Origin of the sequence: Sphingomonas echinoides (assembly GCF_029623395.1) — a bacterium.
Taxonomy (GTDB): Bacteria; Pseudomonadota; Alphaproteobacteria; order Sphingomonadales; family Sphingomonadaceae; genus Sphingomonas; species Sphingomonas echinoides_A.
Genome location: NZ_JAPYKK010000021.1, coordinates 1 through 23986 on the forward strand (window position 1 = coordinate 1; position 23986 = coordinate 23986).

The 23986-nt window shown below is 61.2% G+C and carries 20 protein-coding genes; 10 read left to right on the forward strand and 10 right to left on the reverse strand.

Annotated features, from left to right (window positions below; genetic code table 11):
* Nucleotides 1-33: 33 nt before the first annotated feature.
* Nucleotides 34-951, reverse strand: a complete 918-nt coding sequence (locus QBJ92_RS12895) for an AraC family transcriptional regulator (RefSeq protein WP_277970109.1) — start codon at nt 949-951, stop codon at nt 34-36.
* Between the two features lie 109 nt (nt 952-1060).
* On the opposite strand from QBJ92_RS12895, the gene QBJ92_RS12900 reads away from it, so the two are divergent.
* Both QBJ92_RS12900 and QBJ92_RS12905 read left to right on the forward strand, forming a co-directional pair.
* Nucleotides 1061-1786 carry an SDR family oxidoreductase gene (locus QBJ92_RS12900; protein WP_277970110.1) on the forward strand — a complete coding sequence of 242 codons (726 nt, stop codon included), beginning with the start codon at nt 1061-1063 and terminating at the stop codon, nt 1784-1786.
* Nucleotides 1787-1946: 160 nt separating this feature from the next.
* On the forward strand, nt 1947-2231 hold the full coding sequence (locus QBJ92_RS12905; RefSeq protein WP_277970111.1) for a hypothetical protein: 285 nt from the start codon (nt 1947-1949) through the stop codon (nt 2229-2231).
* Between the two features lie 83 nt (nt 2232-2314).
* Here the strand turns inward: QBJ92_RS12905 and QBJ92_RS12910 are convergent, their stop codons facing one another.
* Together QBJ92_RS12910 and QBJ92_RS12915 are read right to left on the reverse strand one after the other, a co-directional pair.
* A complete protein-coding gene (locus tag QBJ92_RS12910; protein ID WP_347342794.1) occupies nt 2315-2830 on the reverse strand; it encodes a GNAT family N-acetyltransferase in 516 nt (171 codons plus the stop codon).
* A 30-nt stretch (nt 2831-2860) separates the two neighbouring features.
* Nucleotides 2861-3547, reverse strand: a complete 687-nt coding sequence (locus tag QBJ92_RS12915) for a TetR/AcrR family transcriptional regulator (protein WP_277970112.1) — start codon at nt 3545-3547, stop codon at nt 2861-2863.
* Between QBJ92_RS12915 and QBJ92_RS12920 the strand changes: the two genes are divergently transcribed.
* Both QBJ92_RS12920 and QBJ92_RS12925 read left to right on the forward strand, forming a co-directional pair.
* Nucleotides 3546-5027, forward strand: coding sequence for a flavin-containing monooxygenase (locus QBJ92_RS12920; protein ID WP_277970113.1), 1482 nt, complete (start codon nt 3546-3548; stop codon nt 5025-5027). The genes QBJ92_RS12915 and QBJ92_RS12920 overlap by 2 nt on opposite strands.
* The gene (locus QBJ92_RS12925; protein ID WP_277970114.1) at nt 5024-5842 is read left to right on the forward strand and encodes an SDR family NAD(P)-dependent oxidoreductase; all 819 of its coding nucleotides are present in this window, start codon (nt 5024-5026) and stop codon (nt 5840-5842) included. The genes QBJ92_RS12920 and QBJ92_RS12925 overlap by 4 nt, the downstream gene beginning before the upstream one ends.
* 16 nt (nt 5843-5858) lie before the next feature.
* On the opposite strand, the gene QBJ92_RS12930 is transcribed toward QBJ92_RS12925, so the two are convergent.
* Nucleotides 5859-6494: a TetR/AcrR family transcriptional regulator gene (locus QBJ92_RS12930; RefSeq protein ID WP_277970115.1), complete on the reverse strand. Its 636-nt coding sequence runs from the start codon at nt 6492-6494 to the stop codon at nt 5859-5861.
* Between the two features lie 64 nt (nt 6495-6558).
* Complete coding sequence (locus QBJ92_RS12935) at nt 6559-9207, reverse strand: TonB-dependent receptor (protein WP_277970116.1); 2649 nt, start codon at nt 9205-9207, stop codon at nt 6559-6561.
* A gap of 18 nt (nt 9208-9225) precedes the next feature.
* On the opposite strand from QBJ92_RS12935, the gene QBJ92_RS12940 reads away from it, so the two are divergent.
* From QBJ92_RS12940 to QBJ92_RS12950, 3 genes are all read left to right on the forward strand, one after another.
* Complete coding sequence (locus QBJ92_RS12940) at nt 9226-11253, forward strand: beta-glucosidase (RefSeq protein WP_277970117.1); 2028 nt, start codon at nt 9226-9228, stop codon at nt 11251-11253.
* A 17-nt stretch (nt 11254-11270) separates the two neighbouring features.
* Entirely contained in the window at nt 11271-12188 is a 918-nt protein-coding gene (locus QBJ92_RS12945) for an alpha/beta hydrolase (RefSeq protein ID WP_431358401.1), read from the forward strand.
* Between the two features lie 80 nt (nt 12189-12268).
* Complete coding sequence (locus QBJ92_RS12950) at nt 12269-13192, forward strand: hypothetical protein (protein WP_277970119.1); 924 nt, start codon at nt 12269-12271, stop codon at nt 13190-13192.
* A gap of 1436 nt (nt 13193-14628) precedes the next feature.
* On the opposite strand, the gene QBJ92_RS12955 is transcribed toward QBJ92_RS12950, so the two are convergent.
* Complete coding sequence (locus tag QBJ92_RS12955) at nt 14629-14934, reverse strand: hypothetical protein (RefSeq protein WP_277970120.1); 306 nt, start codon at nt 14932-14934, stop codon at nt 14629-14631.
* A gap of 283 nt (nt 14935-15217) precedes the next feature.
* On the opposite strand from QBJ92_RS12955, the gene QBJ92_RS12960 reads away from it, so the two are divergent.
* A complete protein-coding gene (locus tag QBJ92_RS12960; RefSeq protein ID WP_277970121.1) occupies nt 15218-16186 on the forward strand; it encodes an alpha/beta hydrolase in 969 nt (322 codons plus the stop codon).
* Nucleotides 16187-16398: 212 nt separating this feature from the next.
* Here the strand turns inward: QBJ92_RS12960 and QBJ92_RS12965 are convergent, their stop codons facing one another.
* Genes QBJ92_RS12965 through QBJ92_RS12975 form a run of 3 tightly spaced genes read right to left on the reverse strand, consistent with a single transcriptional unit; the run spans nt 16399 to nt 20242 of the window.
* A complete protein-coding gene (locus QBJ92_RS12965; protein ID WP_277970122.1) occupies nt 16399-18741 on the reverse strand; it encodes a xanthine dehydrogenase family protein molybdopterin-binding subunit in 2343 nt (780 codons plus the stop codon).
* Nucleotides 18738-19727 carry an FAD binding domain-containing protein gene (locus QBJ92_RS12970; protein WP_277970123.1) on the reverse strand — a complete coding sequence of 330 codons (990 nt, stop codon included), beginning with the start codon at nt 19725-19727 and terminating at the stop codon, nt 18738-18740. The genes QBJ92_RS12965 and QBJ92_RS12970 overlap by 4 nt, the downstream gene beginning before the upstream one ends.
* Complete coding sequence (locus tag QBJ92_RS12975) at nt 19724-20242, reverse strand: 2Fe-2S iron-sulfur cluster-binding protein (RefSeq protein WP_277970160.1); 519 nt, start codon at nt 20240-20242, stop codon at nt 19724-19726. The genes QBJ92_RS12970 and QBJ92_RS12975 overlap by 4 nt, the downstream gene beginning before the upstream one ends.
* Before the next feature lie 314 nt (nt 20243-20556).
* Here QBJ92_RS12975 and QBJ92_RS12980 point away from each other — a divergent pair, with 314 nt between their 5' ends.
* The gene (locus tag QBJ92_RS12980) at nt 20557-22101 is read left to right on the forward strand and encodes a carboxylesterase/lipase family protein (protein WP_277970124.1); all 1545 of its coding nucleotides are present in this window, start codon (nt 20557-20559) and stop codon (nt 22099-22101) included.
* Nucleotides 22102-22463: 362 nt separating this feature from the next.
* Here QBJ92_RS12980 and QBJ92_RS12985 read toward each other — a convergent pair whose 3' ends face one another.
* Nucleotides 22464-23093, reverse strand: coding sequence for a GNAT family N-acetyltransferase (locus QBJ92_RS12985; RefSeq protein WP_277970125.1), 630 nt, complete (start codon nt 23091-23093; stop codon nt 22464-22466).
* Between the two features lie 358 nt (nt 23094-23451).
* Here QBJ92_RS12985 and QBJ92_RS12990 point away from each other — a divergent pair, with 358 nt between their 5' ends.
* Nucleotides 23452-23841, forward strand: coding sequence for a DUF1622 domain-containing protein (locus QBJ92_RS12990; protein WP_277970126.1), 390 nt, complete (start codon nt 23452-23454; stop codon nt 23839-23841).
* Nucleotides 23842-23986 lie beyond the last annotated feature (145 nt).

Below are 23986 nucleotides of genomic sequence, written 5' to 3' on the forward strand. Positions count from 1 at the left end.
GGAACGTCCGGTTATGGGTCAAGTCGTCATCGTTTAGGCAGCTAGGGTTCGGTTGCTTTCGCCCGTTAGCTTAGTGCTTTTTGCATCACGGGACGGCGGGGAGCCGAACAGGCGGGCGTACTCCCGACTAAATTGCGATGCGCTTTCGTAGCCCACCGCAAAGCCAGCTGCGGCGACGTCGCGGCCGGCCAGGATCAGCCGACGAGCCTCCTGAAGCCGCAGGCTCTTCTGGTACTGCAGCGGGCTCATCGCCGTTGCTGTGCGAAAATGCCGGTGTAACGAAGCCGGGCTCATGCTGGCCACGTCAGCCAGCGCCTCAACGCGCAACGGCCTATCGAACTGATCGCGGATCAGTGCAATCGCCCGGCGTACCTGCGAAAGCCGGCTGTCAGCGCGCGCGATCTGCCGGACGATTGCGCCCTGCGGCCCCTGGAGTAGACGATAGAGGATCTCTCGCTCGCAAAGCGGGGCCAACATGGCAATATCCTTTGGCGCATCGAGAAGCCGTAAGAGACGTAGCCACGCGTCAAGCAGCTCCGACGTGACCGGGTTCACTGCAAACGCGGGTTCGGCTGTAGGCGAGGACACGTCCGCCTCGCTGAGAACGGATGCAAGCTGGTCACTGTCGAGGTCGAGGCTGACTGCAAGATACTGCTCGTTTGGCTGATCGAGTTTGACGCAGCCGGACGCGGGTAGCTCGACTGTAGCGATGAAATAGCTGGCCGGATCATACCGAAGCCGGCGGTCGCCGATCGCGATCTCCTTTGCGCCGCTTAGGATCAACGCCATCATCGGCTGGTAAACGCCTGATACCGGTTGTGGCGCGGCGCGGTCCTTGTACAGCGCGACTCGTGGCAACACGGTTGACTGATATCGGCCAGGTGTATGGCGGCTGACGATACCGCGCAGTTCTGTAAGCGTGTCGTGCATGCGACGAAGATGAGCGGTCACGTCGCTTCAGACAAGCGTCCTTGATCGGATCGGGCAAGTACTCGCGGCGATCACGCATGCGCAGATAGCCGCGGCGTCCATCTTGGGAGCACCAGATAAAGGAATAGGCATGACCCACAAGAAAACAGCACTCGTGACAGGAGCAAACAAGGGCATCGGCCTGGAGATAGCGCGCGGACTCGGCAGGATTGGCTACACGGTCTGGATCGGTAGCCGGAACGAGAGCCGCGGCGAGGCGGCTGCTGAGGCACTACGCCGCGATGACTTGGATGCCCGCTTCCTGCCGCTAGACGTAACAGACGATCGGAGCGTCGCCGCGGCCGCAGAAACTCTGGGAGGCGAAGTCGACCAGCTCGACGTTCTAGTGAACAACGCTGGCATCTCAATTGGCTGGGGACCGCCTAGCGAAGAGGCGGTCACGGATGTTCATGCAATCTACGACGTCAATGTCTTTGGCGTGATCCGAACAACGCAGGCTTTCCTACCCTTGCTAAAAAAGGCGTCCGAGCCGAGGATCGTCATGGTCAGCAGCAGCCTGGGCTCGCTTGCCTGGGCATCGGACTTTGAGGCGCCGATGGCCGAGGTAAATCTGCTTGGCTACAACAGCTCGAAGTCGGCGTTGAATGCGGTGACAGTGGCATTCGCCAAGGATCTCGCGCCGCTTGGCTTCAAGGTTAATGCCGGCTGCCCGGGCTATACCGCGACCGACCTGAACCAGCACACAGGCTCGCGCACTCCGGAGCAGGGGGCTGCGATCGGTATTCGACTAGCTACTTTACCTGACCATGGACCCACTGGTGGCTTCTTCGACGATGATGGTACGGTAGCTTGGTGACGTTTAAATTGACGTGGGACGCCTGATCGATTGTGGACAGGCGTCCACTTCGTTGATCCGGTTCAGGCCCGTGCATGACCGCAGTTGGATCAGCGCCGCCCGGTCGCCAAGCACTGATCCCCAGTATAAAGGGCAAGCCGCGATCACGCCAAGGAACACCATGGTCACAACCGAGCATCTCACACCTGACGACTATGGCCTTCTCATCCTCGCACCTGAAATTGCGCTCGGCAGTGGCTGGCTTGGCGGCGACAGAGTCGTCGGTCGCGGAGCTATCCGTGACCTGTTAAATAAGGCCACTCGCTTCAACAAAGGCGAGCAGCAGAGGTTGACTATCCATGTCCCCAGCAGAGTGATCACGCTCCGGTTGGATGAGATCGCATCATACTACGGAGAGGAACATCGCTCCGCGTTGGCTGCTGAGACGATGTTCCTTTCCGAATAGCGCTTTTGGTAAGCGAAGCGATCGGAGTTGGTGCGTCGTTTCGGAACCCGAACAGTAGGGCGCTTTGACTCAGATATTAGGAGCTACGCTACAAGAGCCAGCTGAAAGAATTGATTATGGGGGCTGAGCCGATAATCGGCGAACGCACCACACGGAGCGAACCCGGCACTACGGTAAAGTGATATGGCCGGCGCGTGTAGTGCGGCAGTTCCAGTTTCAAGGCTCAACCGAGTGTAGCCGCGCCGGCGAGCTTCCGCGATAATATGCTCAAGCATCGCTCGTCCTACCCCTGTGCCACGTGCGACCGGGGCCACCCGCATGGATTTCAGCTCGCCATGTGCGCAGTCCAGTTCCTTTAGCGCGCCGAACCCGGCCAGGTTTTTGTCGTTCCATGCCGTCCAGAAGGTGACGCTAGCTGCCGAAAGGCCAGACGCATCAAGTGCAAAAGCGTGATCGGCCATTACGCCCTGCAACTCTCGCAAGTGATGGTCCAATAGATCCGTGACGTATGGTTCTTTTGGATCGTCTACCCGTATTTGCATTTCACTATTGCCCCCAAGAGTGATGACCAGCGCTTGGCCGGTTGTGCCGGCATTCATTGTCAAAGCGTAGCCTTTCCGCTGCGCACGTTAGTCGCTCGGCCGTGCCGTTACGCATAGTATCCACGCCGCGGCGACAATCTCCTCCAATGAGCACTTATAGTTCTCGGCGCCCCAGGCGAGGGCAATGTGTAACAGCCCTCCTTCGACACCGCGTCGGAGCATCGCATTGATTTTGACGGGGCCGCGATCATCAGGATCGAGGGCCGCAAAGAGCGGCTCGGAGAGGTCATGCATCGAACGTCGAATTGCCTCGTCGATCAACGGATCTACGCCGACGATTTCAACCAGGAACACGCGTGCCGTGGTGGGATTAGCGCGTAGCGTCGCGAAATATGCGCCCAGCATCCGTCGGGTACGATCTTCAGTCGGTAGGGTGGGATCGTCGGCCGCAACGATCTGCGTCAACACTGCGGCGATCACCTGATCGAACGCGGCGAGTAGCAGCGCCTCCCCATGCGCAAAACTTTCGTAAAAATAGCGTTCGGTAAGGCCTGCCTCGCGACAGATCGCGCGCACGCCCGTGCTGTGGAACCCCTGCGAGCCATACAAGCGCACAGCGGCTTGTATTAGCATTGTCCGCCGCTCAGCCCGTCGAGCGTCAAGCGTCTGCCCGGTCCACCGTTTTGTTGTCGCCGTCATTCCAGCAGAGTAGCGATATTGACAATGACAACAAGCATTGTCATTCAGTTCGGGAATATGGTGGGAGTCGGGCATGACCGGTATGGAGCATCTGGACGTGCTGGTGGTGGGCGCCGGTCTGTCGGGGATCGACGCCGCGTTCTGGTTGAAGACTGGCAATGCCACGCGAAGCTGGGCGATTTTCGAGGGGCGCGATGCGATCGGCGGCACGTGGGATCTGTTCCGCTATCCGGGCATTCGCTCGGATTCGGACATGACGACGCTGGGCTTCCCATTCCGTCCGTGGCGAGGTGAGAAAGCGATCGCCGCGGGCGAGGACATCCGCGACTATATCCGCGACACTGCGGCAGAGTTCGAAATCGACGCCAAGGTGCGACTGCGTCACCGGGTGACCAATGCAGACTGGTCCTCGGCGGACGCGCTGTGGATCGTGTCGTATACCGTCGATGGCATAGCGAACCAGCTGACCTGCCGCTTCCTGTTCCTGTGTTCTGGCTATTACGACTATGCCGCGGGGCATTCGCCGACCTGGCCGGGAATGGACGCGTTCGCGGGACAGGTCGTCCACCCGCAATTCTGGCCTGACGACCTTTCGGTCGCGGGCAAGGACGTCGTGGTCGTGGGTTCGGGTGCGACCGCGGTGACGCTGGTTCCGGCAATGGTCGATCAGGGCGCCGCGCATGTTACGATGCTGCAGCGATCGCCAACATATATCGTCTCGCGACCGTCACGCGACGAACGCGCCGAGACAATGCGCCGCTGGCTGCCTGACAAGGTGGCGGAGGCGGCGGTGCGGTGGAAGAATATCGGCTACGGCATCTTCGTCTACGGTGTGTCGCGGCGCAAACCACATGTCTTGAAGCAGAAGATCAGGCAACAGCAGCGCGCGATGCTGGGACCGGACTTCGACATCGCCACTCACCTGACGCCGCGCTACGACCCGTGGGACCAGCGGCTGTGCCTCGTCCCTGACGGCGATCTGTTCAAGGTACTGCGCAACGGGCGGGCGTCGGTCGCGACCGATGAGATCGCGGAGTTCACGCGTGACGGTCTTCAGTTGAAGAGCGGCGAGGCCATCCCCGCCGACATCGTCGTGACCGCGACGGGGCTCAAGGTGCAGCTCATGGGCGGCGCACGACTGACGGTCGATGGCGCCCTCGTCGATCCGGGCAAGCGGCTGCTTTACAAGGGAGCGATGCTAGACGGTGTGCCCAATCTCGCTTTCGCGATCGGCTACACCAATGCGTCCTGGACGCTCAAATGCGACCTGACGTCGCAGTTCGTTCGCCGCCTGCTCGATCATATGGATCGGCGCAAGATGGACAGGGTCGTGCCGGTCGCACCGTCATCGTCTGCGGGCAACGAACCGATCCTCGACCTGAGCTCCGGGTATGTGCAACGGGCGGCAGACCTTCTCCCTCGACAAGGCGCGAGTGCGCCGTGGAAGGTGAAGCAGAACTACCTCCGCGACCTGTTGGCGTTCCGTACCGGTCGAATCGACGACGGTGTTTTGCGCTTTGGGCGGCGTGATTTGACTGCAGAGAGAGCGGCATGAGCGCCCGGATGGAGCTTGCCGGCAAGGTGGCGGTAGTGACTGGCGCAGCGGGCGGAATAGGCCGTGCGATCGCGCAATCGCTTGCTACGCGTGGCTGTCACGTTGCGCTGGCCGACGTGAATGAGGATGGGCTGGCTGAAACCGCCGCACTGATCGCGAACAGCGTCCGCGTCACCCGTCACAGGCTCGATGTTGCGGACCGCGATGCTGTCGCCGCCTTTCCGACTGTGGTTCTGGCAGCTCATGGACACGTCGACGTGGTCGTCAATAACGCCGGTGTCGCCCTGAGCGGTTCCTTCGCACAGCTCACCGAGGCGGAGTTCGATTGGCTCTTGGACATCAACCTGCACGGCGTCGTCCGCATGTCACGCGCGTTCCTGCCGCTGCTACAGCAGCGTGAGCAGGCACAGCTGGTCAACCTTTCCAGCCTGTTCGGAATCATCGCACCACCGGGACAGAGCGCTTATGCCGCCGCGAAGTTTGCCGTACGCGGCTTCTCGGAAGCTCTGCGCCACGAACTGATCGCAGCACATTCCACGGTTGGTGTAACCGTGGTGCATCCAGGCGGTGTGAAGACCCGTATCGCCACCAACGCACGCGCCGGTGCTGCAGTCGGAGTTGAAGAGCGCGAGCGGCAGCAGGCGCACTTTTCGAAGGCGCTGAAGCTCAGTCCCGAACAGGCCGGCGAGATCATTGTCACCGGGATCGAGCAGCGGCGAGCCCGGGTGCTGGTCGGACGGGACGCAAAGATCGTCGCGATGATCGAGCGGATCATGCCGGTCGCTTACTGGCGGCTGCTCGGACGCGGACGGTGATGGTTGCCTGTGAGCGTTACGATGGGGGAGGGGAGCCCAGCAATTCTTCGAGCGTGCCGTTGGGTGCGAGGCGCTCAAGCATGTTCGAAAGTAGAATCACGGAATCTCGCATCGCGTCGGGATCGTCGATGAAATCACGACCTATCGACATGCCGTGCATCGCCCAGACAACCAGCCGGATGGCGGTTGTATCGCGGACCTTGGCGCCGAGACGATCTAGAAAAGCGGTCACCGCCAGTTCCTCGATCTCGGCCTGAACCGGCTTGATCAGCGCGGCGAGCTCGGGATCGCTCCGCGAAGCGACGAAGATCTCCAGAACCGCGACGCCGGAGGGCCGCGAAAGCACCTCCCACGAGATTTGAGGCCAGTCCGATACGCGTGATCCGGTACCCCATTCACGTTGCAAGTCCTGGTAGGCGACCACTTCCTGTTGGAAGACCCATCGTACGACTTCCGCAATGAATGCGGTCCGGGTCGTGAAATGATGTGTGATTGCACCGCGGCTGACGCCCGCCTCGTCGGCAATTTCAGCGTTACTTGCGCGACTGTAGCCCAGCCGGCTGATTGCGCGCACTGCTGCCTCGAACAGCGCGCCGCGCGTTTCTGCGGTGCGTTGTTCCTGCGTGCGCCTTACAACCTTGGTCTCGCTCATCGTCACTCCTGCCGCCCTACTGACCGATCGACCGCGTGCCGACAAGCGACACGCGGTGCGATGATCAGAAGCGCCATTCGAAGGCACCGCCTATCCGGCGGAAGGCATTGTCCGGCAGCGTCTGGACATATTGTCCGACCGAGAAGTTTCCTGGGAAGATTGCCGCGGCGTAGCGCTTGTCGAACAGGTTGCGGACGAACACGCTGAAGCGCGCATGATCGCTGATATCGCCGATACCGATCGTCGCATTGACCAGCGAATAGCCCTCCTGGATCGTGCTGGGATCGTTGATCGCGTAATAGAAGCGGCTGCGATAGCGCCAGTCTGCGTTGAGGAAGACCTTGAGATCATTGCCAATGGGCTGGTCGACATTAGCAGCAAGGCTTGTCGTCCACTTCGATGCGCCGACCAGCGGGGACCCTGCCGCATTGAAGCTGGGTCCGGGTAGCGAACAGCCCTGTGCAGCGGTCTGCCCGAAATAGCAGGCCACGTTGTAGTTGCCATATTCGGTGTCGAGATAGGTAACACCGCCCGACAGGCTGACACCATGCAGTGGTCGTACGACAGCCTCGGCCTCGACGCCGCGCGTCTTCAACGTGCTGGCATTGCCGGTTCGGAAGGTACCCAGGCCACCGTTAAGCGTGGGGTCAAAGACCTGAGCCTGGAAATCCCGGAAGTCGTTGATGAAACCGGCGAGATTGAGGCTGACCCGGCGGTCGGCGAGGTCGAACTTGGCGCCGATCTCATAGGCGTCGACCTTCTCGGGATCGACGTTGAACGCGACGCCCGCGGCTGAGCTGACTGCCGGCCCTTTGTAGCCTCGAGTATAGGTCGCGTAGACGTTCGCGGTGGGCGCGATCGAATATTCGATGCCACCGCGTGCTGAAAAACCGTCGGCATTCCGGTTGGCGACGATCGGCGCGGCAAGAGTACCAACGCAGCGCCTACCGCCACTCAGCAGGAATGTGACGAGATTGCAGACGCCCGAGACGGCAGTAACGGTTGTCGTGGAGTCGATCTCGTCGCGCGTGTACCGGCCGCCTGCGATCAGGTGGAGCGACGGCGTCACGTTGAACGTGAGCTGCGCAAAGCCTGCATAGCTCTTCGTCCCATAGTCGAAGTTCGACTGGCCATTGACCGGTGACAGTCGGACCGGAGTGCTTGCGGGCAAGACGCCGAACGTGCCTGCCTGCAGGATTTGCGCGTCGATATGCTGTTTGAAGAAATACAGCCCCGCCGTGTAGTCGACGAAGCCGTGGCCATTATTGGCAACACGCAGTTCCTCTGAGAACTGGTGAGATTGCGAGTTGGCGATATTCGTGTCGAAGAACGCGACCGGCGTCTGATCGACGTCATTGTTAGCGCGAGCGCGCAGGTCGCGGTACGCCGTGACCGAGGTGACGGTGAGCGGCCCTGCATCGTAGCTCGCCGAGAATTGTGCCCCGAGGCTATGTTCGTCGCGGAGAACGTCGGTGCTCCCGATCGCAGTCTTGTTATTGGTCGGCGAGGCGACAACGCCGAGTGCACTGTTCTGCGTGAACACAAAGTTGGCGGGCGCGAAGGGTCGGAAGGCGGCGGGGATCGGCGTCGCATCGTTGCCGCCGAACTTGCGGATCGTGGAATAGGCTTCGATCCCGCTATTGTTCTGGTAATCGACGATGCCGTACAGCGAAAGTCGGTCGGTCGGTTCCCACAGTAGCTTGGCCGTGCCGAAGTACCGGCGGACTGGATCGAGACGACCTGGTCCAACAAGCTGCGTCGACGGCTTCTGGTATTGATAGCCGCCAACGACACGCAACGCTGCGGTGTCGCCGATGGGTACGTTGACGACGGCTTGCGTCTGGACCTGGTCACGGCTGCCCGCCTGGACCCTACCGCTGCTGCTGAACTCACCGAGTTGTGGTTTGGTGGTGGAGATCGAAATAAGGCCTGCAGTCGTGTTCTTGCCGAACAGCAGCCCTTGTGGCCCGCGCAGTACTTCGACACGTTCGACATCGGCGAGCGAGTTGAGCGGGACGTAGCGCGGCAGCGTGATGTTGACGTCGTCGACCGCTATGCCGACGGCCGACTCGATGCCGTAGTCGAACGAGTTGGTGCCGACGCCGCGGATTGCGAAGTTCGGCACACCAGGCGTCGCCGTGAAGTTCAGACTAGGCGCACGCTGGGTAATGTCGGCAAGCTGATTGGCTCCTGTCTCGCGAAGCGACTGGCCGTTCACGACGGTGATGGCGATCGGCACGTCGCGGAGATTCTCGGTCCGTCGCTGAGCCGTCACGACGATGTCGCCTTCGGTGCTGGTAGGGTCCGAAGCTTGAGCTGCCTCGCTCGCTCCGTTCGGTGTCACCGGGGTTCCGGTCTGTGCCTGAGCCGTTCCCGCCCAAGCCAGAATGCTCGAGCCCACCAGCAGTGCCAATCCACGCATTGTCGTTATCCTCACCCGTCCAGCGATCCCTGCCGCTTGACAACGATCATTGTCTGTTAGAAACATACTGTCAAGCACGCACGTAAAGCGAAAATGCTGCGTCGGGGAGTGGTGATGATAAGGATGACCCATCGGTCGGTATTGCTTGGTGGCGTGCTGATGACCTGTGTGACAGCAGCCTTTGCTCAGGAACGGCCATCGACCGGTATGGCAAGGCCAGCCACGGCAGATACGCGTGCGACCGCTACCGAACGCGCCATGCAAGGTGATGAGAGGACCGTGCTGACGCATGGCCTTTGGGCGATTCCGTTGATCCCTAACGTTCGCATTCCTGCTGAGGCGATATTGGGCGCTGGCTACGTCACTGGGATCCCCCGGCTCGGCGTGCCAGCGCTGGTTGAGACCGATGCGAGTCTCGGCGTCTCGTACATCGCCAATCTTCGCAAGGACGGCGCAACCGCGCTGCCGTCGGCGACCGCAATGGGATCGACGTGGAACCCGGATTTGATCCGCCGCGGCAATGCGATGATTGCGAGCGAGGCCCGCGCGAAGGGGTTCAACGTGCTGCTTGGTGGTGGCATCAATCTGATGCGAGACCCACGCAATGGGCGGACGTTTGAATATTTTGGCGAGGATCCACTTCATTCGGGGCTTCTCGGGGGGGCGGCGATCGACGGCGTCCAGTCGCAGCACGTGCTGTCGACGGTGAAACATTTTGCGCTCAATGCGCAGGAGACGGGGCGTCACGCCGTCGATGGTAAACTTGGCGACGATGCATTCCGCATGAGCGATCTGCTCGCCTTCGAGATCGCGATCGACCGTGGCCAGCCCGGCTCGGTGATGTGCGCCTATAACCGCGTCAACGGTGCGCCGGCATGCGGCAGCGATTACCTGCTCAACCGCGTGTTGAAGCGGGATTGGCGCTACCCAGGGTTCGTCATGTCCGATTGGGGTGCGGTCGGCGCCCTCGACTTCGCGCTTGCTGGGCTGGACCAGCAATCGGGTGCGCAGATTGACAAGAAGATCTTCTTCGGCGTGCCGCTCGCCGAGGCGGCTGCGCGCGATCCGGCTTATGCCGCACGCGTCGCCGACATGAACCGGCGCATCTTGCGTTCGATCTACGCGGTCGGGCTCGATGCTTATCCGCCGGTCAAGGCCGAGATCGATTTCGCAGCGAACGCCGGCATTGCCCGGAGCGTCGCCGACGAAGGGATCGTCCTGCTGCGCAACTCTAACGCGTTGCTGCCGCTGTCAAAGGACGTGCGGTCGATCGCGGTGATCGGTGGGTATGCGAATGCGGGCGTGCTGTCGGGCGGCGGATCGACGCAGGTGCAACCGCTTGGCGGCCCGTCCGTCTCACTGCCGATGGGAGGCGAGGGGCCACTCGCGAAATACAATAACCAGACCTATCATGGCACCGCGCCACTCGCCGCGATCCGTGCGCTGGCGCCAAACGCCAAGGTGACATTCCATGACGGGCGCTATCCGGCGGAGGCTGTTGCGGCAGCAAAAACGGCGGACGTGACGATCGTCTTTGCGACGCAGTGGATGGCCGAAGGCGCAGACGTGCCGGATCTGTCGCTGCCGGGTGGGCAGGACGCGCTGATCGCTGCGGTGACCACCGCTAATCCTAAGACGATCGTCGTTCTCGAAACCGGTGGGCCGGTCCTGATGCCATGGCTTAATCGCACAGGTGCGGTGATGGAGGCGTGGTATGGCGGCGTGCGTGGTGGCGATGCTATCGCCGCAACGTTGTTCGGCGATAGCAATCCATCTGGTCGGTTACCCGTCACTTTTCCCGCATCGCTTGACCAGCTGCCGCGCCCGGCGCTGCCCTATGCCGGGATGATCGACCGGGACTTTGCCGCCGGAACCGCGGCTGGGACGCGCTATCCGATCGATTACGATATCGAGGGCGCAGACGTCGGCTACCGGTGGTTCGCACGCAAGAATTCTACGCCGTTGTTCCCGTTCGGCTTCGGGCTTAGCTACACTCAGTTCCAATCCGGCCCAATGAAGGTCACTGGGGGCACGCAACCAAAGGCGACGGTAACGATCCGCAACACCGGCACGCGCGCGGGTAGCGACGTCGCGCAACTCTACCTCGTCTCGACGCCTGCCGGACGTACGCTGCGGCTCGCTGGCTTTAAGAAGGTCGCCGTGCAGCCAGGGGTTGCGGCGAACGTCACGGTTCAAATCGAACCGCGCATACTTGCCGACAGCAAAGGTGGACGCTGGACGATGCCGGCAGGACGCTATGGCTTCGCGCTCGGGCGCTCGGCAACCGATCTTGGGCCTGTCGTCACTGTCAGCCTGCCAGCGCGCCAGTGGCGCTGACCATTCACTCTAGGAGCATGCCCGTGAACCGCTTCAGCCTGTTCGTCACTGCCCTTGCCTTTGCCCTCCCCACGGCGGTGACGGCGCAGGGCATCCCGGTCGAACCGATCGCGACACCCCCGCAAAGCGGTGCGATTGCACTGGGCACTGGCGGCATGCCCGGTATGCCGGCGGAAAGCTGGTTCACGCTCGCCGGTCGTCCCACGGTCCGCAACGTCGCAACCGCGACACTTTTGCCGGTGCTGCCCGACAAGGCAAAGGCGACAGGCGCTGCGGTCATCATCGCGCCGGGCGGCGGTTTCCTGATGGAGTCGATGGAGGCCGAGGCGATGAAGCCGGCACGCTGGCTTGCCGATCACGGCATCGCCGCCTTCGTTCTCAAATACCGTCTCGATGCGACACCGGCTTCGCTGGATGCGTTCAAGCAGGCCGCGCTGGCGCGTTTCGGTGCTGCCGCAGCGGCTGGAGCGAAGGGCGGTGCCGTAGTCCCCGCGCCTGCACCGGCGCTCGCCGATGCGCAGGCGGCAGTAAAGCTGGTGCGGGCACGTGCGGGGGAATGGGGCGTCGATCCACGCCGCGTCGCCTATCTTGGCTTTTCCGCCGGCGCGATCATGGGAGTCGATCTGGTAAAGACCGCAGAACCTGGCACCACGCCTGACCTGTTCGCCGCCATTTATCCCTCGATGGCACCAACGACCGTCGCCGCAGGTGCGCCACCGCTGTTCGTTGCGGTGGCCAACGACGACGAGCTGTTCGCCAAGCAGGGCTATGGACTACCCGACAGCTGGCGCCGCGCCGGGCGGCCGGTCGAACTGCACGTCTACGAACATGGCGGCCATGGCTTCGGCTTCGACGGCAAAGCGGGCACGACCAGCACTGGCTGGAGCGTAGCGCTGCTTACCTGGCTCGGCGCGCACGGCTGGCTGACGAAATAGCAAGAACTGCCGGGAGGCTGATCGCTACTCTTCGAGGAGACGGAACGATGCGTTGGTCGATATTGGGCGCGATAAGCGCGATGCTGCTCATGCAGCCGGCAACGGCTGCGACATACGAGGCCAAGGGGCCGATCGAACGTCATTATGCGGCGGACGGTCCATGGGCCACGACGACAACCGTCTCGACCCACGCCTGCGACCGCGAGGGCAATGTTTGCGACATCTGGTATCCGACTGACCTCGGCGCCAACCCTCTCAAGGGGCGGACCAGCGGCTTTCGTCATCCTGTGATTGTCTTCGCCAACGGCACGGCGGAAACGGTCCCGGCGGAGAAGAATGCCTTTTTCCTGCGCCATCTCGCGAGCTGGGGCTTCATTATCATTCGATCGCGCGACGGCTCGACGGGGCAGGGCGAAACGGTCACCGACGCGAAGGACTTCCTACTCGCTCAGTCCCGCGATCCGGGGAGTGTCTTCTACGGGAAGGTGGACGCCGACAATATCGGTCTGGCAGGCCATTCGCAGGGTGCGGCGACCGCGGCTTTACTGTTCTCGCGGAACGATCCTGCGTTCAAGACCTACGTGCCGATCGAGACCCCACTACGCGCGGTCTGCGTGGTCGCGAACTGCTCGATCGACCTTGGCGCGCTTTCAAAGGTTACCCGTGGTTCCATTTTCTATGTTGGTGGCGACGTCGATGTGATCTCAAGCCTGCCGACTAATCTGGGCTATTACGTGCCGACTTCAGATGCGGTCGACAAGGCGATGGGGATGATCGCGCTTGGCGGCCATACCGAGATCGAGGGCAATCCTGGTTGCGCGAGCGGCGGTATCCCGGCGTCGTGCAATCTCGGTGTTTATCCCTTGCTCGGATATCCCACCGCCTGGTTCATGTGGAAGTTGCAGGGAGCGGCCGATGGGCCGGCCGCGTTCGCTAAAAACGGTGAACTGAGCAACGCGGCACCCGGATGGCTCGGCGTCCTTAGCAATATCCAGCGACCCTAAGATGCATGATCTCACGATGGTGCGGTCGCGTCATTTGTGGTGGGGCCTGTTGGCTGTTGGCACCTGTACCGCACTGCTCGTCGCCGTATTCGTGTTTTATTCGCCGCCCCCGCTCGGGCTCCCGCCTGATAATGTCCGCGTGGTATCAGTCCCGGCAGTTGGCGGTCATGCCTCAGGCAGCAACGTATCCGCCGGACTTGTCGACCGAGGCCCAGCACGGTCTGATTGGATGGGCTCTGACCGCACCGTTATACTGCGCGCGCTTGCCTTGCCGGCGGATGCCCGATTGCGCGAGGTGATCGGCTCGAATTCCAGGCATCAGGTTATTTGCGGACAGGTACAGCCTGGGGCGGGGCAGGCCTTCCGTCGTTTCTTTTACGCGAAGACCGCAAGGATGGGGGCCATAGCTGACGGTGGCGCCGAGTTCGATGAAACCTTCGCCGAGTTATGCGCTGAGGCTAAATGATCCCGACGTCCATTCAGGCACTACGACTCCGAAATAGACAGAGATAATTTATGGATGAACCGTTAGGGCTTTTAAAGACAAGCTTGAGGAGGCTTTGAAACTTGCGGATGATCTTGAACTTAAATTTGTTGGTGCCTGGGTGTCAATTGCAATCGACACTATATCCATTGAAGGCGAGACGGCTTGAGTCACCGGGGCTTGGGGAAGGCCTTTATAAATCTACAGCCTGGTATCAACCAGATTGGAGACCTATTGACTTAACATCAAAGAAGCAGATGATTGGACCTCCGATTTCATATTCGAATGGCCGAATTTTGGCTGCCAACATACTAAATTTCGATCTAGTCGTATAGTTCAAAGCGTCGAATTGCAGACACTCTGCGCGACTTATAATCTTCCTACAACCGGTCATCCATTTAATCTCACATATCGGTAGGTGGTGTTCTGGCGGAAAGGTCGAAGGGTGTCCTGTGTCAGCAAAGCGTGAGGACGAAGAGATGGAATATGTGTCTGCTTGAGCAGTAGCCGAAATACTGACGCTGGCCGTTTTCATCATTGCGACCCTTGAATGGTGGGTCAAGCGTTCACCGCGAATGCTAGCCATCGATCTACTTCTAATCGGGCTGTGGCTAGCAATCCGCCGTTTGAAGCCGTTAGATTACGATCCCGCGTGGCCGCGCAAGTTAAAGAATGACCCGTAGCGCCGTAGCTCAACTGAATTGTGTTAGGCCAGGCAGTCGGGCCGCTTTCCTCCCCCCACCACGACATTCGCGAGCGGATAGCCAGGCTCGAAAATCGGTCATTCGCAAAGATGAACCAGTGTCCGAAGTTGGGAAGCGAGGAAAGGCGCTCGAACGTCTGCTTGTGGGTCTTAGTCACCAACGCTGTCCGGTCTGCTAAGGCCCAATTCCGAGACCTTCTTGGAGCAGCACTTGGTGGCTACGAAATTACGCCAGGGACATCGAGGACATCATCCTTCGATCGTAATCTCATCTCCGCCATATTCTTCGAGGACCCCCTGCACGAATTCAGCGGTTTCCTCGCCATCAACTGTTACAGAGAGTGAGATGCGGCCGTTCAGGGCAGCTTCGTCTCCTGTGCCGTCCTCAAGCTCAGTCTCTTTGTCCGAGCCGCTAGCCTCGACCCCAGCGCTGTTTTGGTCGCCCTCCGCACCAACCTCTACGTCGTCGCGGTCTATCCCATGCTCTTGCACTAAGTGCTCGACTGCCAGCTCGGCTTCGCGCCGCGTCTCGAAGGTAGCATTGATTGTAGCCATCGCGAGATCTCCGTTAACCCAGACGCGCTCAACGCATGTACGCCGCTTATGGGGCAGCGATTCAAATCAGAACTCGAGATTACGTGCGATAGGTGAGGAGGTGAACGGAGGTCCACTTCCGGGAATGGGCTGAGTGCTTTCTTATGCCCGGTTCTGGCCCTTTCCGTCCGCCAGCTGGAAAGGCCGGTTCATCTCGACGCGCGGTCGCTAAGTAGGAGCAAATAGCTTTGACACGAGCCAATCTGCCAGTGATGACCCTTTCCAAAGTGGGAGATCAGCATTTATGCTAAATCGTCGCGAAACGCTGTTGGCCGGGATGGCTACTGGTTTCCTCGGCTCTACGGCGCGTGCTGCCGTACCTGGCACCTGGCCCGCTTATCCTGCAGAGGAGATCGATCTGTGGCCTGGCACCCCGCCCGGGGCACCCGCCGTCCTGCCGGTCGAGCAAGTAATTGAGACCGGGAATGAGCAGCATCACGGCCGTATGGTAAAGGGCATCGTTCGCCCGCGCATGAAGGTGTTCCGTCCGACCAAGCCGAATGGCGCTGCGCTGCTGGTGACGCCTGGCGGCGGCTATTCGGTGATCGTTATTGACGTAGAAGGCTACCAGGTTGGGCCCTGGCTTAGCAAGCGCGGCTGGACAGTTTTTGTCCTATACTATCGGCTCCCGGGCGAAGGCTGGGCGAACCGGGCGGATGTGCCGCTGGCCGATGCGCAGCGTGCGATGCGGCTGATCCGGTCGCGAGCGGCTCACTATGGTGTTAATCCGGACAAGGTTGGCGCGCTTGGCTTCTCTGCTGGAGGCCATGTTTGCGGCGATCTCGCCACCCGTTACGATGCAAAGGTGTACGCCCCGGTGGATGCTGCCGATAGGCTGAGCGCGCGCCCCGCGATTGCGGCACCCATCTATGCGGTCCAGTCCATGAGTCTGCCGTTAGCGCATGGAGGCTCGCGCGATATGCTTCTCGGGCCAAATCCTTCGGTCGAAACGCAGCGGGCGCACAGTCCCGCGCATAACGTCACCGCAGCCGCGCCGCCCTTCTTCATGGCCCATGCAGAGGACGACACGACCGTATCAGTCGAGAACACCGCCGAGATGCGCTCTGCTCTCAAGGCGGCGGGTTTGAACGTAGAGACGCACCTATTTGCGGCTGGTCAGCACGGCCTTGGTCTTGCAGGTCTGGCGGGGGAGCCAGCGCGGCGCTGGAAGGAAATGTTCGCCGTCTGGGCACAGGCGCAAGCACTCGGCTGAGGTCCTGAAACCTCACCAAGTGCGAGCATATCGGCACCGGAGTGCATGTCGTGCAGCTTGTTCAAACTTCAGAGTTTTCATTGAGCAGCTGTGCCGCCGAATGAACGAATGGCCGATATCCGAACCTGAGACCTCTCCTGAGCGGCCGACTTTGAGGCAAAATCTATGTTCCGCTATGGGTCAAAGAAGCGCGTTCCCGCTAACCAACCAACCTACATCAGCTTATCGAGCGTAATCGGCAGATCGCGCACGCGCTTACCCGTCGCGTTGTAGACTGCATTGGCAACGGCCGCCGCTACGCCTGTGATACCGATCTCGCCGATACCATGGGCACCCATCGGTGTGTGAGGGTCGGCGATATCGGTCCAGATAACGTCGATCTCCGGCACATCGAGGTGCACGGGAATGTGATACTCGGCGAGGCTGGGGTTCATGATCCGGCCACTGCGTTCGTCGAACTGCGTCTCTTCCATCAGCGCCATGCCCAGCCCCATGATGATGCCGCCGCGAAACTGGCTCTTCGCCGTCTTGGGGTTAAGGATTCGACCGCAATCGAACGATCCGAGGATGCGGCTGACGCGTGTTTCGCCGGTGATCGCGTTGACGCGCACCTCGCAGAAGATCGCGCTGTGCGAATGCATTGACCAACGCATCAGTTCGAGAGGCTGTGACGCCGCCTCGGTGACGGTGATACTGTCGCGCTGCGCGCGTGTCAGGATCGACGCGTAGCTCTCCCGCCGTGTCAGATCGTCACGCTTGGCGAGCCCGCCGTCCTTGCTGTCGACTTCGTCCGCCGACAGCCCCGCGAGAGGCGAATCGTTGCCGGCGAGCTTCAGGAGTTCGGCGACGAGCGCGTTCTGTGCGGCGATGACTGCGGCGCCGATCGCTGCGGTCTGCTGCGATCCACCTGCCATAATCGCCCCCGGGATCGAGGAGTCGCCGTAGCCGATCTCGATACACTCCATCGGTAGCGCCAGGCGCTCCGCTGCGACGATGGCAGTAGTTGTCGACGTCCCCATGCCCATTTCGGCCGCCGCGACCTCGATCTTTGCGCGCACCGTGTCACCTTCGCGAGTGAGGGTGATGCGCGCCTGAGCACCTGGCATCCGGTAATAGGGATAGGTGCCCGTCGCGCAGCCCATGCCGACCTGCCACTCGCCATCGCGGCGCTCGCCCGCCACGGCGGGGCGATCTGCCCAGCCGAACTGCTCGGCGCCCGACCGCCACGCTTCGACGATGTGCCGCGAGGAGAAAGCCAGACCCGATGTCGGATCCTTGTCCGGCTCGTTGCGGATACGCAGTTCTACCGGATCCATGCCGAGATCGACGGCGAGTTCATCAATCGAGCATTCCAGCGCGAAAGTACCGACCGCTTCTCCCGGCGCGCGCATAAACGTGTTCGCCAGCATGTTCATCCTGGCGACTTCGACCTGCAGGGTAATGTTGGGGCAGGCATAAGCCGCGCGCGTCCCCAGGATGACCGGTTCGGGCATGTTGTTGTGCGGGGTCATGACCGACAGGCCGGTATGGATGAGCGCGTCGAAGTCACCATCCGCGGTCGCGCCGATCGCGACGCGCTGCTCGGTAAGGGATCGCCCGCCGACGACCCGGTACACGCCCTCGCGCGATAGCGCGATGCGCACCGGTCGCTGTGCAAGCTTGGCGGCAGCGGCACCGATGATCTGGTGGTCCCACAGGCCCTTGCTGCCAAAACCACCGCCGACATAGGGGGAGGTGAGACGGACTTGCGCAAGATCGAGATCGAACACCTCGCCGATCGTCTGCGCCTGCGCCGTGACCATCTGGCTTGCGTCGTGGATCACCAGTTCGCCATCGACCCATGCGATCGTCGCAGCATGCGGTTCGATCGGATTGTGGTTGTGGCGCGGCGTGCGATAGACCTGATCGACGACGTGCGGCGCGGTGGCGAGCGCTGCCTTGGCATCGCCGATCTCGTTGAGCAGCGGCTGGCCCATGAACAGGCCCTGTTCGATGCCGTTGGCCTTCGCGCCCTCGAGGCTGGTCGTCGATGGCTCCTCGTCATAGGTGAAGCGGAGAAGGGACGCGGCGTGATCCGCCTGGTCCTGCGTCTTGGCGAGGACGCAGGCGATTGGCTGGCCGTTCCAATGGATGCGGTCGTCCTGCAGGATCGGCAGGTCGGCAGGACCCACTGCGGTCGGCGACGAGCCGAACACGCCCGGCTTGTTCATTCGCGGCGCGTTGCGGTGGGTCATTACCAGTACCACCCCCGGCGCGCCTTCCGCGGCCGCGCTGTCGACCGCCGCGATGCGCCCGCGCGGGATCGTCGCATAAGCGAGCGCCGCATACGCCATTTCGTCGAAGCGGAATTCCGCCGCGAAGGTCGCTTCGCCCTTGACCTTCAGCGCGCCGTCGAGCCGGGATATGGGGGTGCCGATCAACCCGTGCTTGCGCGCGATCAGCGGGTCAGGACGACCGCCGGGAATCCAGCTGTCGGGCGCTAGCGGCACGAGCTTCTCCATGGCCCCTTGCATCACTCCTTGCACCGCCTGCTTTGCGGTCTCGACAATGCTCATGCCACTTCTCCCTTCACCAGGTCGGCCAGCACCGCGGCCAAGGTCCGCGTCGCCAGTTCCGGCTTAAACGCATTGTCGCGAAGCGAGCGCGCGTCGGCGAACTCCGCCGCCGCCGCCGCGCGGAATGCGGCTTCGGTGGGCGATGCGCCGCGCAGTGCGGCCTCCACCTTGGTCGCGCGCCACGGCTTATGCGCGACACCACCGAACGCGATCCGGACGTCGCCGATCCGGTCGCCGTCCATCTCCACTGCCGCGGCGACGGAGATCAGCGCGAAGGCGTAACTCGCCCGGTCGCGTACCTTGCGGTAGGTAGAGCGAGCCGCGAAGCGGAGCGGCGGCAGTGCGATCGCCGTGATGAGCTCGCCCGGCGACAGCACCGTGTCGAGGTCCGGTCGGTCGCCGGGCAACCGGTGGAGGTCGCCAAAGGCGAGCGTCCGTGCGCCATCGCGTCCCTCGATATGCACGGTCGCCTCTAGCATCGTCAGCGCAACGCACATGTCAGATGGATGCGTCGCAACGCAGGCGTCAGAAGCGCCCAGGATCGCATGGATGCGGGAAAATCCCTCGCGAGCGTCGCATCCCGTGCCGGGCGTGCGCTTGTTGCATCGTGACCCGTCCGTATCGTAAAAATAGGTGCACCGCGTACGTTGCAACAGGTTGCCGCCCACCGTCGCCATATTACGGATCTGTCCCGAAGCGCCTGCCAGGATCGCACGCGATAGCACCGGATAGCGTGTCCGCACCGCCTGGTGCTCGGCCAGCGCGGTATTGCGGACGGCCGCGCCGATCAGCAAGCCGCCGTCGGCAGTCTCGGCGATCGCGTTGGACAGGCCAGTCACGTCCACCAGCCGGTCCGGCTGCGCCACGGTCTCGCGCATAAGGTCGACGAGGTTGGTGCCGCCGCCGAGAAAGGCCGTTGCATCGCCTGCGCCCAGTCGCACCGCATCCGACACATCTTCGGCGCGCGTGTAGCTGAAGGGGGTCATGCCGTTACCTCCGTGACGCGTTCCGACGTGATTGTCGCCTGGATCGCATCGATGATGCCGTTATGCGCGCCGCAACGGCACAGGTTGCCGCTCATCCGTTCCTGAACCTCCTCGCGGGTCAGCGTCACGTTGTCGGATAGGTTGGCGCTGACGTTGCTCGGAACGCCGCGGCGCGCCTCCGCCGCCATGCCGATAGCCGAGCAGATTTGCCCCGGCGTGCAATATCCGCATTGGAAGCCGTCATATTCGATGAAGGCAGTCTGCAACGGGTGAAGCGTCCCAGCCTCGCCCAGCCCCTCAATCGTCGTGATCTGACGGCCATCATACTGGACCGCCAATGCGAGGCAGGACAGGATTCGCTCGCCATCGACCAGCACCGTACACGCCCCGCACGCACCTTGGTTACAGCCCTTTTTCGTGCCAGTAAGATGCAGCGTTTCTCGGAGGTGATCCAGCAGCGATACACGAGGATCCGCCGGTCCTGTGACGGCGTTTCCGTTGACGATGAACGACATAACGATCTCCTTCGGCGCACCGCACAATGCCGACTTATACCAATTTATCTGTCGTGCTGATGTCTTTTTCCGCGTCGAAGCGCCGAGCCGTTTAACGTCAGGATCGTCACGCCTATGCAGCGCTCGTCGTCGCCGCGGGAACGAATAGTCGAAGTTGAGGAGCTGAAAACTGTTGGCAAACGGCTGCTTTGGGTTCTGCCGACCAGAATGGTAGGTGAAAGACCTGAATTTTGAGCACCGAGAGCTAGTCGGCACGCCGAGCAACATGCCAAAATTCACCAAGGATAGCGGTTATTTGAGCGGAGAGTAGATCTATGAAGACGCGCCTGTTCTCGCTTCTGCTCGCGCTTATGGCCACGCCGGGTTGGGCCAGCCCCGTCGTGACGATCGCACAGGGCAGAGTATCCGGAACCACAAACGAGGGTGTCTTAACGTTCAAGGGAATCCCTTACGCTGCGCCCCCGGTCGGCAAGCTTCGTTGGCGGCCGCCAGCGCCGGCACCGCGATGGCCGGACGTCAGAGAGGCCTCGGCTTTTGGGCCGGTCTGCCCGCAGGCTCCGGTCACGTGGGCCGGACACGACCTCGATCGTACCAGCGAAGACTGCTTGACGCTCAACGTCTGGACTCCGCGCACGGTAGCTGGCGCACGCCTGCCTGTGCTTGTGTGGTTTCATGGCGGCGGCTACACGGCAGGCGCAGGCTCTCAGGGCACGTATGAAGGCAGCAAGCTCGCCTGTCGCGGCGCCGTGATTGTTACCGTTAACTACCGATTGGGCGTGCTCGGCTACCTTGCTCATCCGGCACTGAGTAAGGAGTCGCCGCTAGGCTCGTCGGGCAACTACGGGTTGCTGGATCAGATTGCGGCATTGCGGTGGGTTCACGCAAACATTGCGCGGTTCGGCGGTAATCCGGCCAACGTGACCGTTGCCGGACAGTCGGCAGGAGGAGGTTCGGCGATGCTGGTCACGGTATCACCAATGGCGCGCCGACTGTTCCAGAAAGCGATCTTCGAAAGCGGTGCGGCGCTCGACCTGCCCGGAACTAGAGCGGGCGATAGTCTCGAACGAGCGGAAGAGGCTGGTGCAGCGTTCGGGCAAAAACTCGGCGCGAGGTCGCTTGACGAGCTCCGTGCTCTCCCAACCTCAGCCCTTATCGCGCTCGGCGCGCCGCGTTCGATTACTAGCCCCATACAGGATGGGACGATCGTTCCCATCGACATCACGGCTGCGTACCGTCGCAGAGGGGAGCCGGGCTTTCCTCTCCTTCTTGGCTGGAATAGCAACGAAGCAGCCCGCTTCATCGATCATGCGACACTCGCCGGCTACGCCGCCTCCGCCCACGAGAGCTATGGCCCGGTCGCCAGTGCGCTGTTGCATTTGTACCCTGCCGCCACCGAAGCCGGTGCCACGCATGCTGCACAGGACTTGATGAGCGATGTCGGGTTCGGGTGGCGAAGCTGGAGCATTGCGGAGGCCCGAAAGGACGGGGAGGGTCCTCCCGTATTCCTGTACCAGTTCGACAACCCGCCACCGGGAGCGAACGGGTCGCGTACAAGCGGGGCGGTGCATTCCGATGAACTCGGGTTCGTGTGGGGAAACGACGACCCGGAGCGCCGGTGGTCAGCCGCTGACAATGCATTGAGCGACAAGATGCAGCGCTACTGGATTAATTTCATGCAAACGGGCAATCCGAACGGCGTCGGTCTGCCGCGATGGGCCCCTTACACCAAAGCGGCGACGGCGCTTTGGTTCCGCAGCAGCGGACTGACGAACGAGCCGCCAAACCGGCTGCAGAAAATGCAAGCGATTGATGCCATTGTTCGTAGGAGTGCTCCGAGCGACAAACGAGCGCGAAACTAAGGCGTTTGGTTCTTGCGTAATCGTAACCGACCAGCATTTTGAGGTGGCCTTCCTGGTGGTGCGGGCTTCACGCACTCCCCATTGCTTCTTGATGTAGGGCTCGCCAATTTGGAAGCCTGAACCATACCAAGACGCCGGAAAGGTTCGTTAGTCAGTACTGAGTGCCAAGCCGGCAAGTGAGATAAGGAAAACTGCTGAGTTGCCAACGTGTTGAACAGTCCAGGCTTAGAAAGCTTTTTAGGCTAGACATGGCGCAAGACAAACCGAAAATTTGTGAATGAGTCCAAGGTGATCAGAAAATTGAACGATACAACTCGTCTGGAGTTTGCGTGCGGCGAGCACCAGGCGGCGAATATTTTATATCAATGAGCAAAACGCGCTCCCAACCACAAGGCGTTGTCCGGGGCGGTCGTGCTTGGGGAGAATAGACTGTCCAATCCCATTGCCTCATAAAAGCCAATTGCTGGAGTGTTCCTGGGATCGACGCCAAGGTGGAATCCGGTCGAGCCCATTGCTTGGCATCGCCCATACCAAGCAGTTAGCAGACTGCGACCGTGACCCCGGCCTTTGAGGCGAGGCAGGAGGTTGATATGAAGATGGGAAGGGTAGGCCTTTACCAGCCAACTAGGCGAACGGGATGGATGATGAATCATCTGGATGATGTCAGCGTCCCCGATCAGGCGCTCATGTGAGCCGCCGACGGGTGTTAATGGATAGCGCTGCTGCAACGCTGGCCACCACCGTAGATTTAACAGACGCTCAAATACACGGGTGTCTAGTGCGCCAAGGCAGTATCCGGCAACTTCGTGGCTATCCTCGATGACCAATGCGAGTTCCGGCTCAAAAATCGCATAGGGAGCCGCATAAACATGCCCTAGAAGTTCTGCGCCATGAAACTGGCGAGAGGCGTCCGAGCCGCAGTCGCCGGTTGCGAGAGCGATTGCGTACAGCGAATTGAGGTCGGTCGATACATAATCGCGGATAATAGGCATACGATACGCGTAGCAGTCCCAGCATGCGTTGGAACACAGTAAATAAGAGCGTCAGTACTTGTTCAAAACTCAGCAACGCACCTAATTTCTGCTCCAACATTCCGACAGGTGTGGTGTAGGCGACGGTGTCAGAACTGGGGACCGTCACTGGCGATTTTTCCAAAGGATAACGACGCAAAAATGCAGTGCGGGAGAAAATTTTGAACAGCTGTGTCGTAACGGTTGTTCGCACTCGTCCGACGATCTCCGTTTCTCGTGGGCATCTAAAAATGTGCCGGTTGGGCCGCGTCAGGCACGTGCGGCTAGCGAGACTTCCCACCCTATAGCGCTACGACGTCTTTTCCGCGTAATTAGGAGCATGATTGAGCACGCGCACGCGGTCGTGGATGCACTTGCCAAGCTCCTAGAGCTGGTTGGGGCCGCAATAATTCTGGGTGGTGTAGTACTCGCTTCGGCGAGGTTCGCAGTCGACGGCAACAGGACAAACTGGGAAGACGCGTACCAGCGTTATCGTGCAGGCTTGGGCCGTGGTATTCTCCTAGGTCTCGAGCTACTTGTCGGAGCCGACATAATATCGACGATTACCGCGCCTCTAACGTTCGCCAGCGTTGGACTGCTTGGTGCTATTATCGCGATCCGTACCTTCCTAAGTTTCTCTCTCGAAACTGAGATCGAAGGGTGCTGGCCGTGGCGGCGAAAGACGCGTGACGAAAAACGCAGCAGGGTGCGCGAGCAGTCGCGCGGTTAAAGCCCGGGGCGGTCTAGTCACGCAGTTGGCTGGAAACGGAAAGTTGAAAGCGTCAAAAAGCGCCAGTATCGTACGCAAATAAAATGATAATTATCTGATTGCTGCGTCTGCGAATTGCGATGGCGGCAGAGGGCGGCTTCGTGGC

Bases quoted from the DNA above. Each gene is read 5' to 3' on its own strand.
- QBJ92_RS12900 (WP_277970110.1), top strand. From the start codon at position 1,061: ATGACCCACAAGAAAACAGCACTCGTGACAGGAGCAAACAAGGGCATC.
- QBJ92_RS12905 (WP_277970111.1), top strand. From the start codon at position 1,947: ATGGTCACAACCGAGCATCTCACACCTGACGACTATGGCCTTCTCATC.
- QBJ92_RS12910 (WP_347342794.1), bottom strand. From the start codon at position 2,830: ATGAATGCCGGCACAACCGGCCAAGCGCTGGTCATCACTCTTGGGGGC.
- QBJ92_RS12920 (WP_277970113.1), top strand. From the start codon at position 3,546: ATGACCGGTATGGAGCATCTGGACGTGCTGGTGGTGGGCGCCGGTCTG.
- QBJ92_RS12915 (WP_277970112.1), bottom strand. From the start codon at position 3,547: ATGCCCGACTCCCACCATATTCCCGAACTGAATGACAATGCTTGTTGT.
- QBJ92_RS12925 (WP_277970114.1), top strand. From the start codon at position 5,024: ATGAGCGCCCGGATGGAGCTTGCCGGCAAGGTGGCGGTAGTGACTGGC.
- QBJ92_RS12930 (WP_277970115.1), bottom strand. From the start codon at position 6,494: ATGAGCGAGACCAAGGTTGTAAGGCGCACGCAGGAACAACGCACCGCA.
- QBJ92_RS12935 (WP_277970116.1), bottom strand. From the start codon at position 9,207: ATGCGTCAGCACGGTCCTCTCATCACCTTGCATGGCGCGTTCGGTAGC.
- QBJ92_RS12945 (WP_431358401.1), top strand. From the start codon at position 11,271: ATGCCCGTGAACCGCTTCAGCCTGTTCGTCACTGCCCTTGCCTTTGCC.
- QBJ92_RS12950 (WP_277970119.1), top strand. From the start codon at position 12,269: ATGCTGCTCATGCAGCCGGCAACGGCTGCGACATACGAGGCCAAGGGG.
- QBJ92_RS12955 (WP_277970120.1), bottom strand. From the start codon at position 14,934: ATGGCTACAATCAATGCTACCTTCGAGACGCGGCGCGAAGCCGAGCTG.
- QBJ92_RS12960 (WP_277970121.1), top strand. From the start codon at position 15,218: ATGCTAAATCGTCGCGAAACGCTGTTGGCCGGGATGGCTACTGGTTTC.
- QBJ92_RS12965 (WP_277970122.1), bottom strand. From the start codon at position 18,741: ATGAGCATTGTCGAGACCGCAAAGCAGGCGGTGCAAGGAGTGATGCAA.
- QBJ92_RS12970 (WP_277970123.1), bottom strand. From the start codon at position 19,727: ATGACCCCCTTCAGCTACACGCGCGCCGAAGATGTGTCGGATGCGGTG.
- QBJ92_RS12975 (WP_277970160.1), bottom strand. From the start codon at position 20,242: ATGTCGTTCATCGTCAACGGAAACGCCGTCACAGGACCGGCGGATCCT.
- QBJ92_RS12980 (WP_277970124.1), top strand. From the start codon at position 20,557: ATGAAGACGCGCCTGTTCTCGCTTCTGCTCGCGCTTATGGCCACGCCG.
- QBJ92_RS12985 (WP_277970125.1), bottom strand. From the start codon at position 23,093: ATGCCTATTATCCGCGATTATGTATCGACCGACCTCAATTCGCTGTAC.
- QBJ92_RS12990 (WP_277970126.1), top strand. From the start codon at position 23,452: ATGATTGAGCACGCGCACGCGGTCGTGGATGCACTTGCCAAGCTCCTA.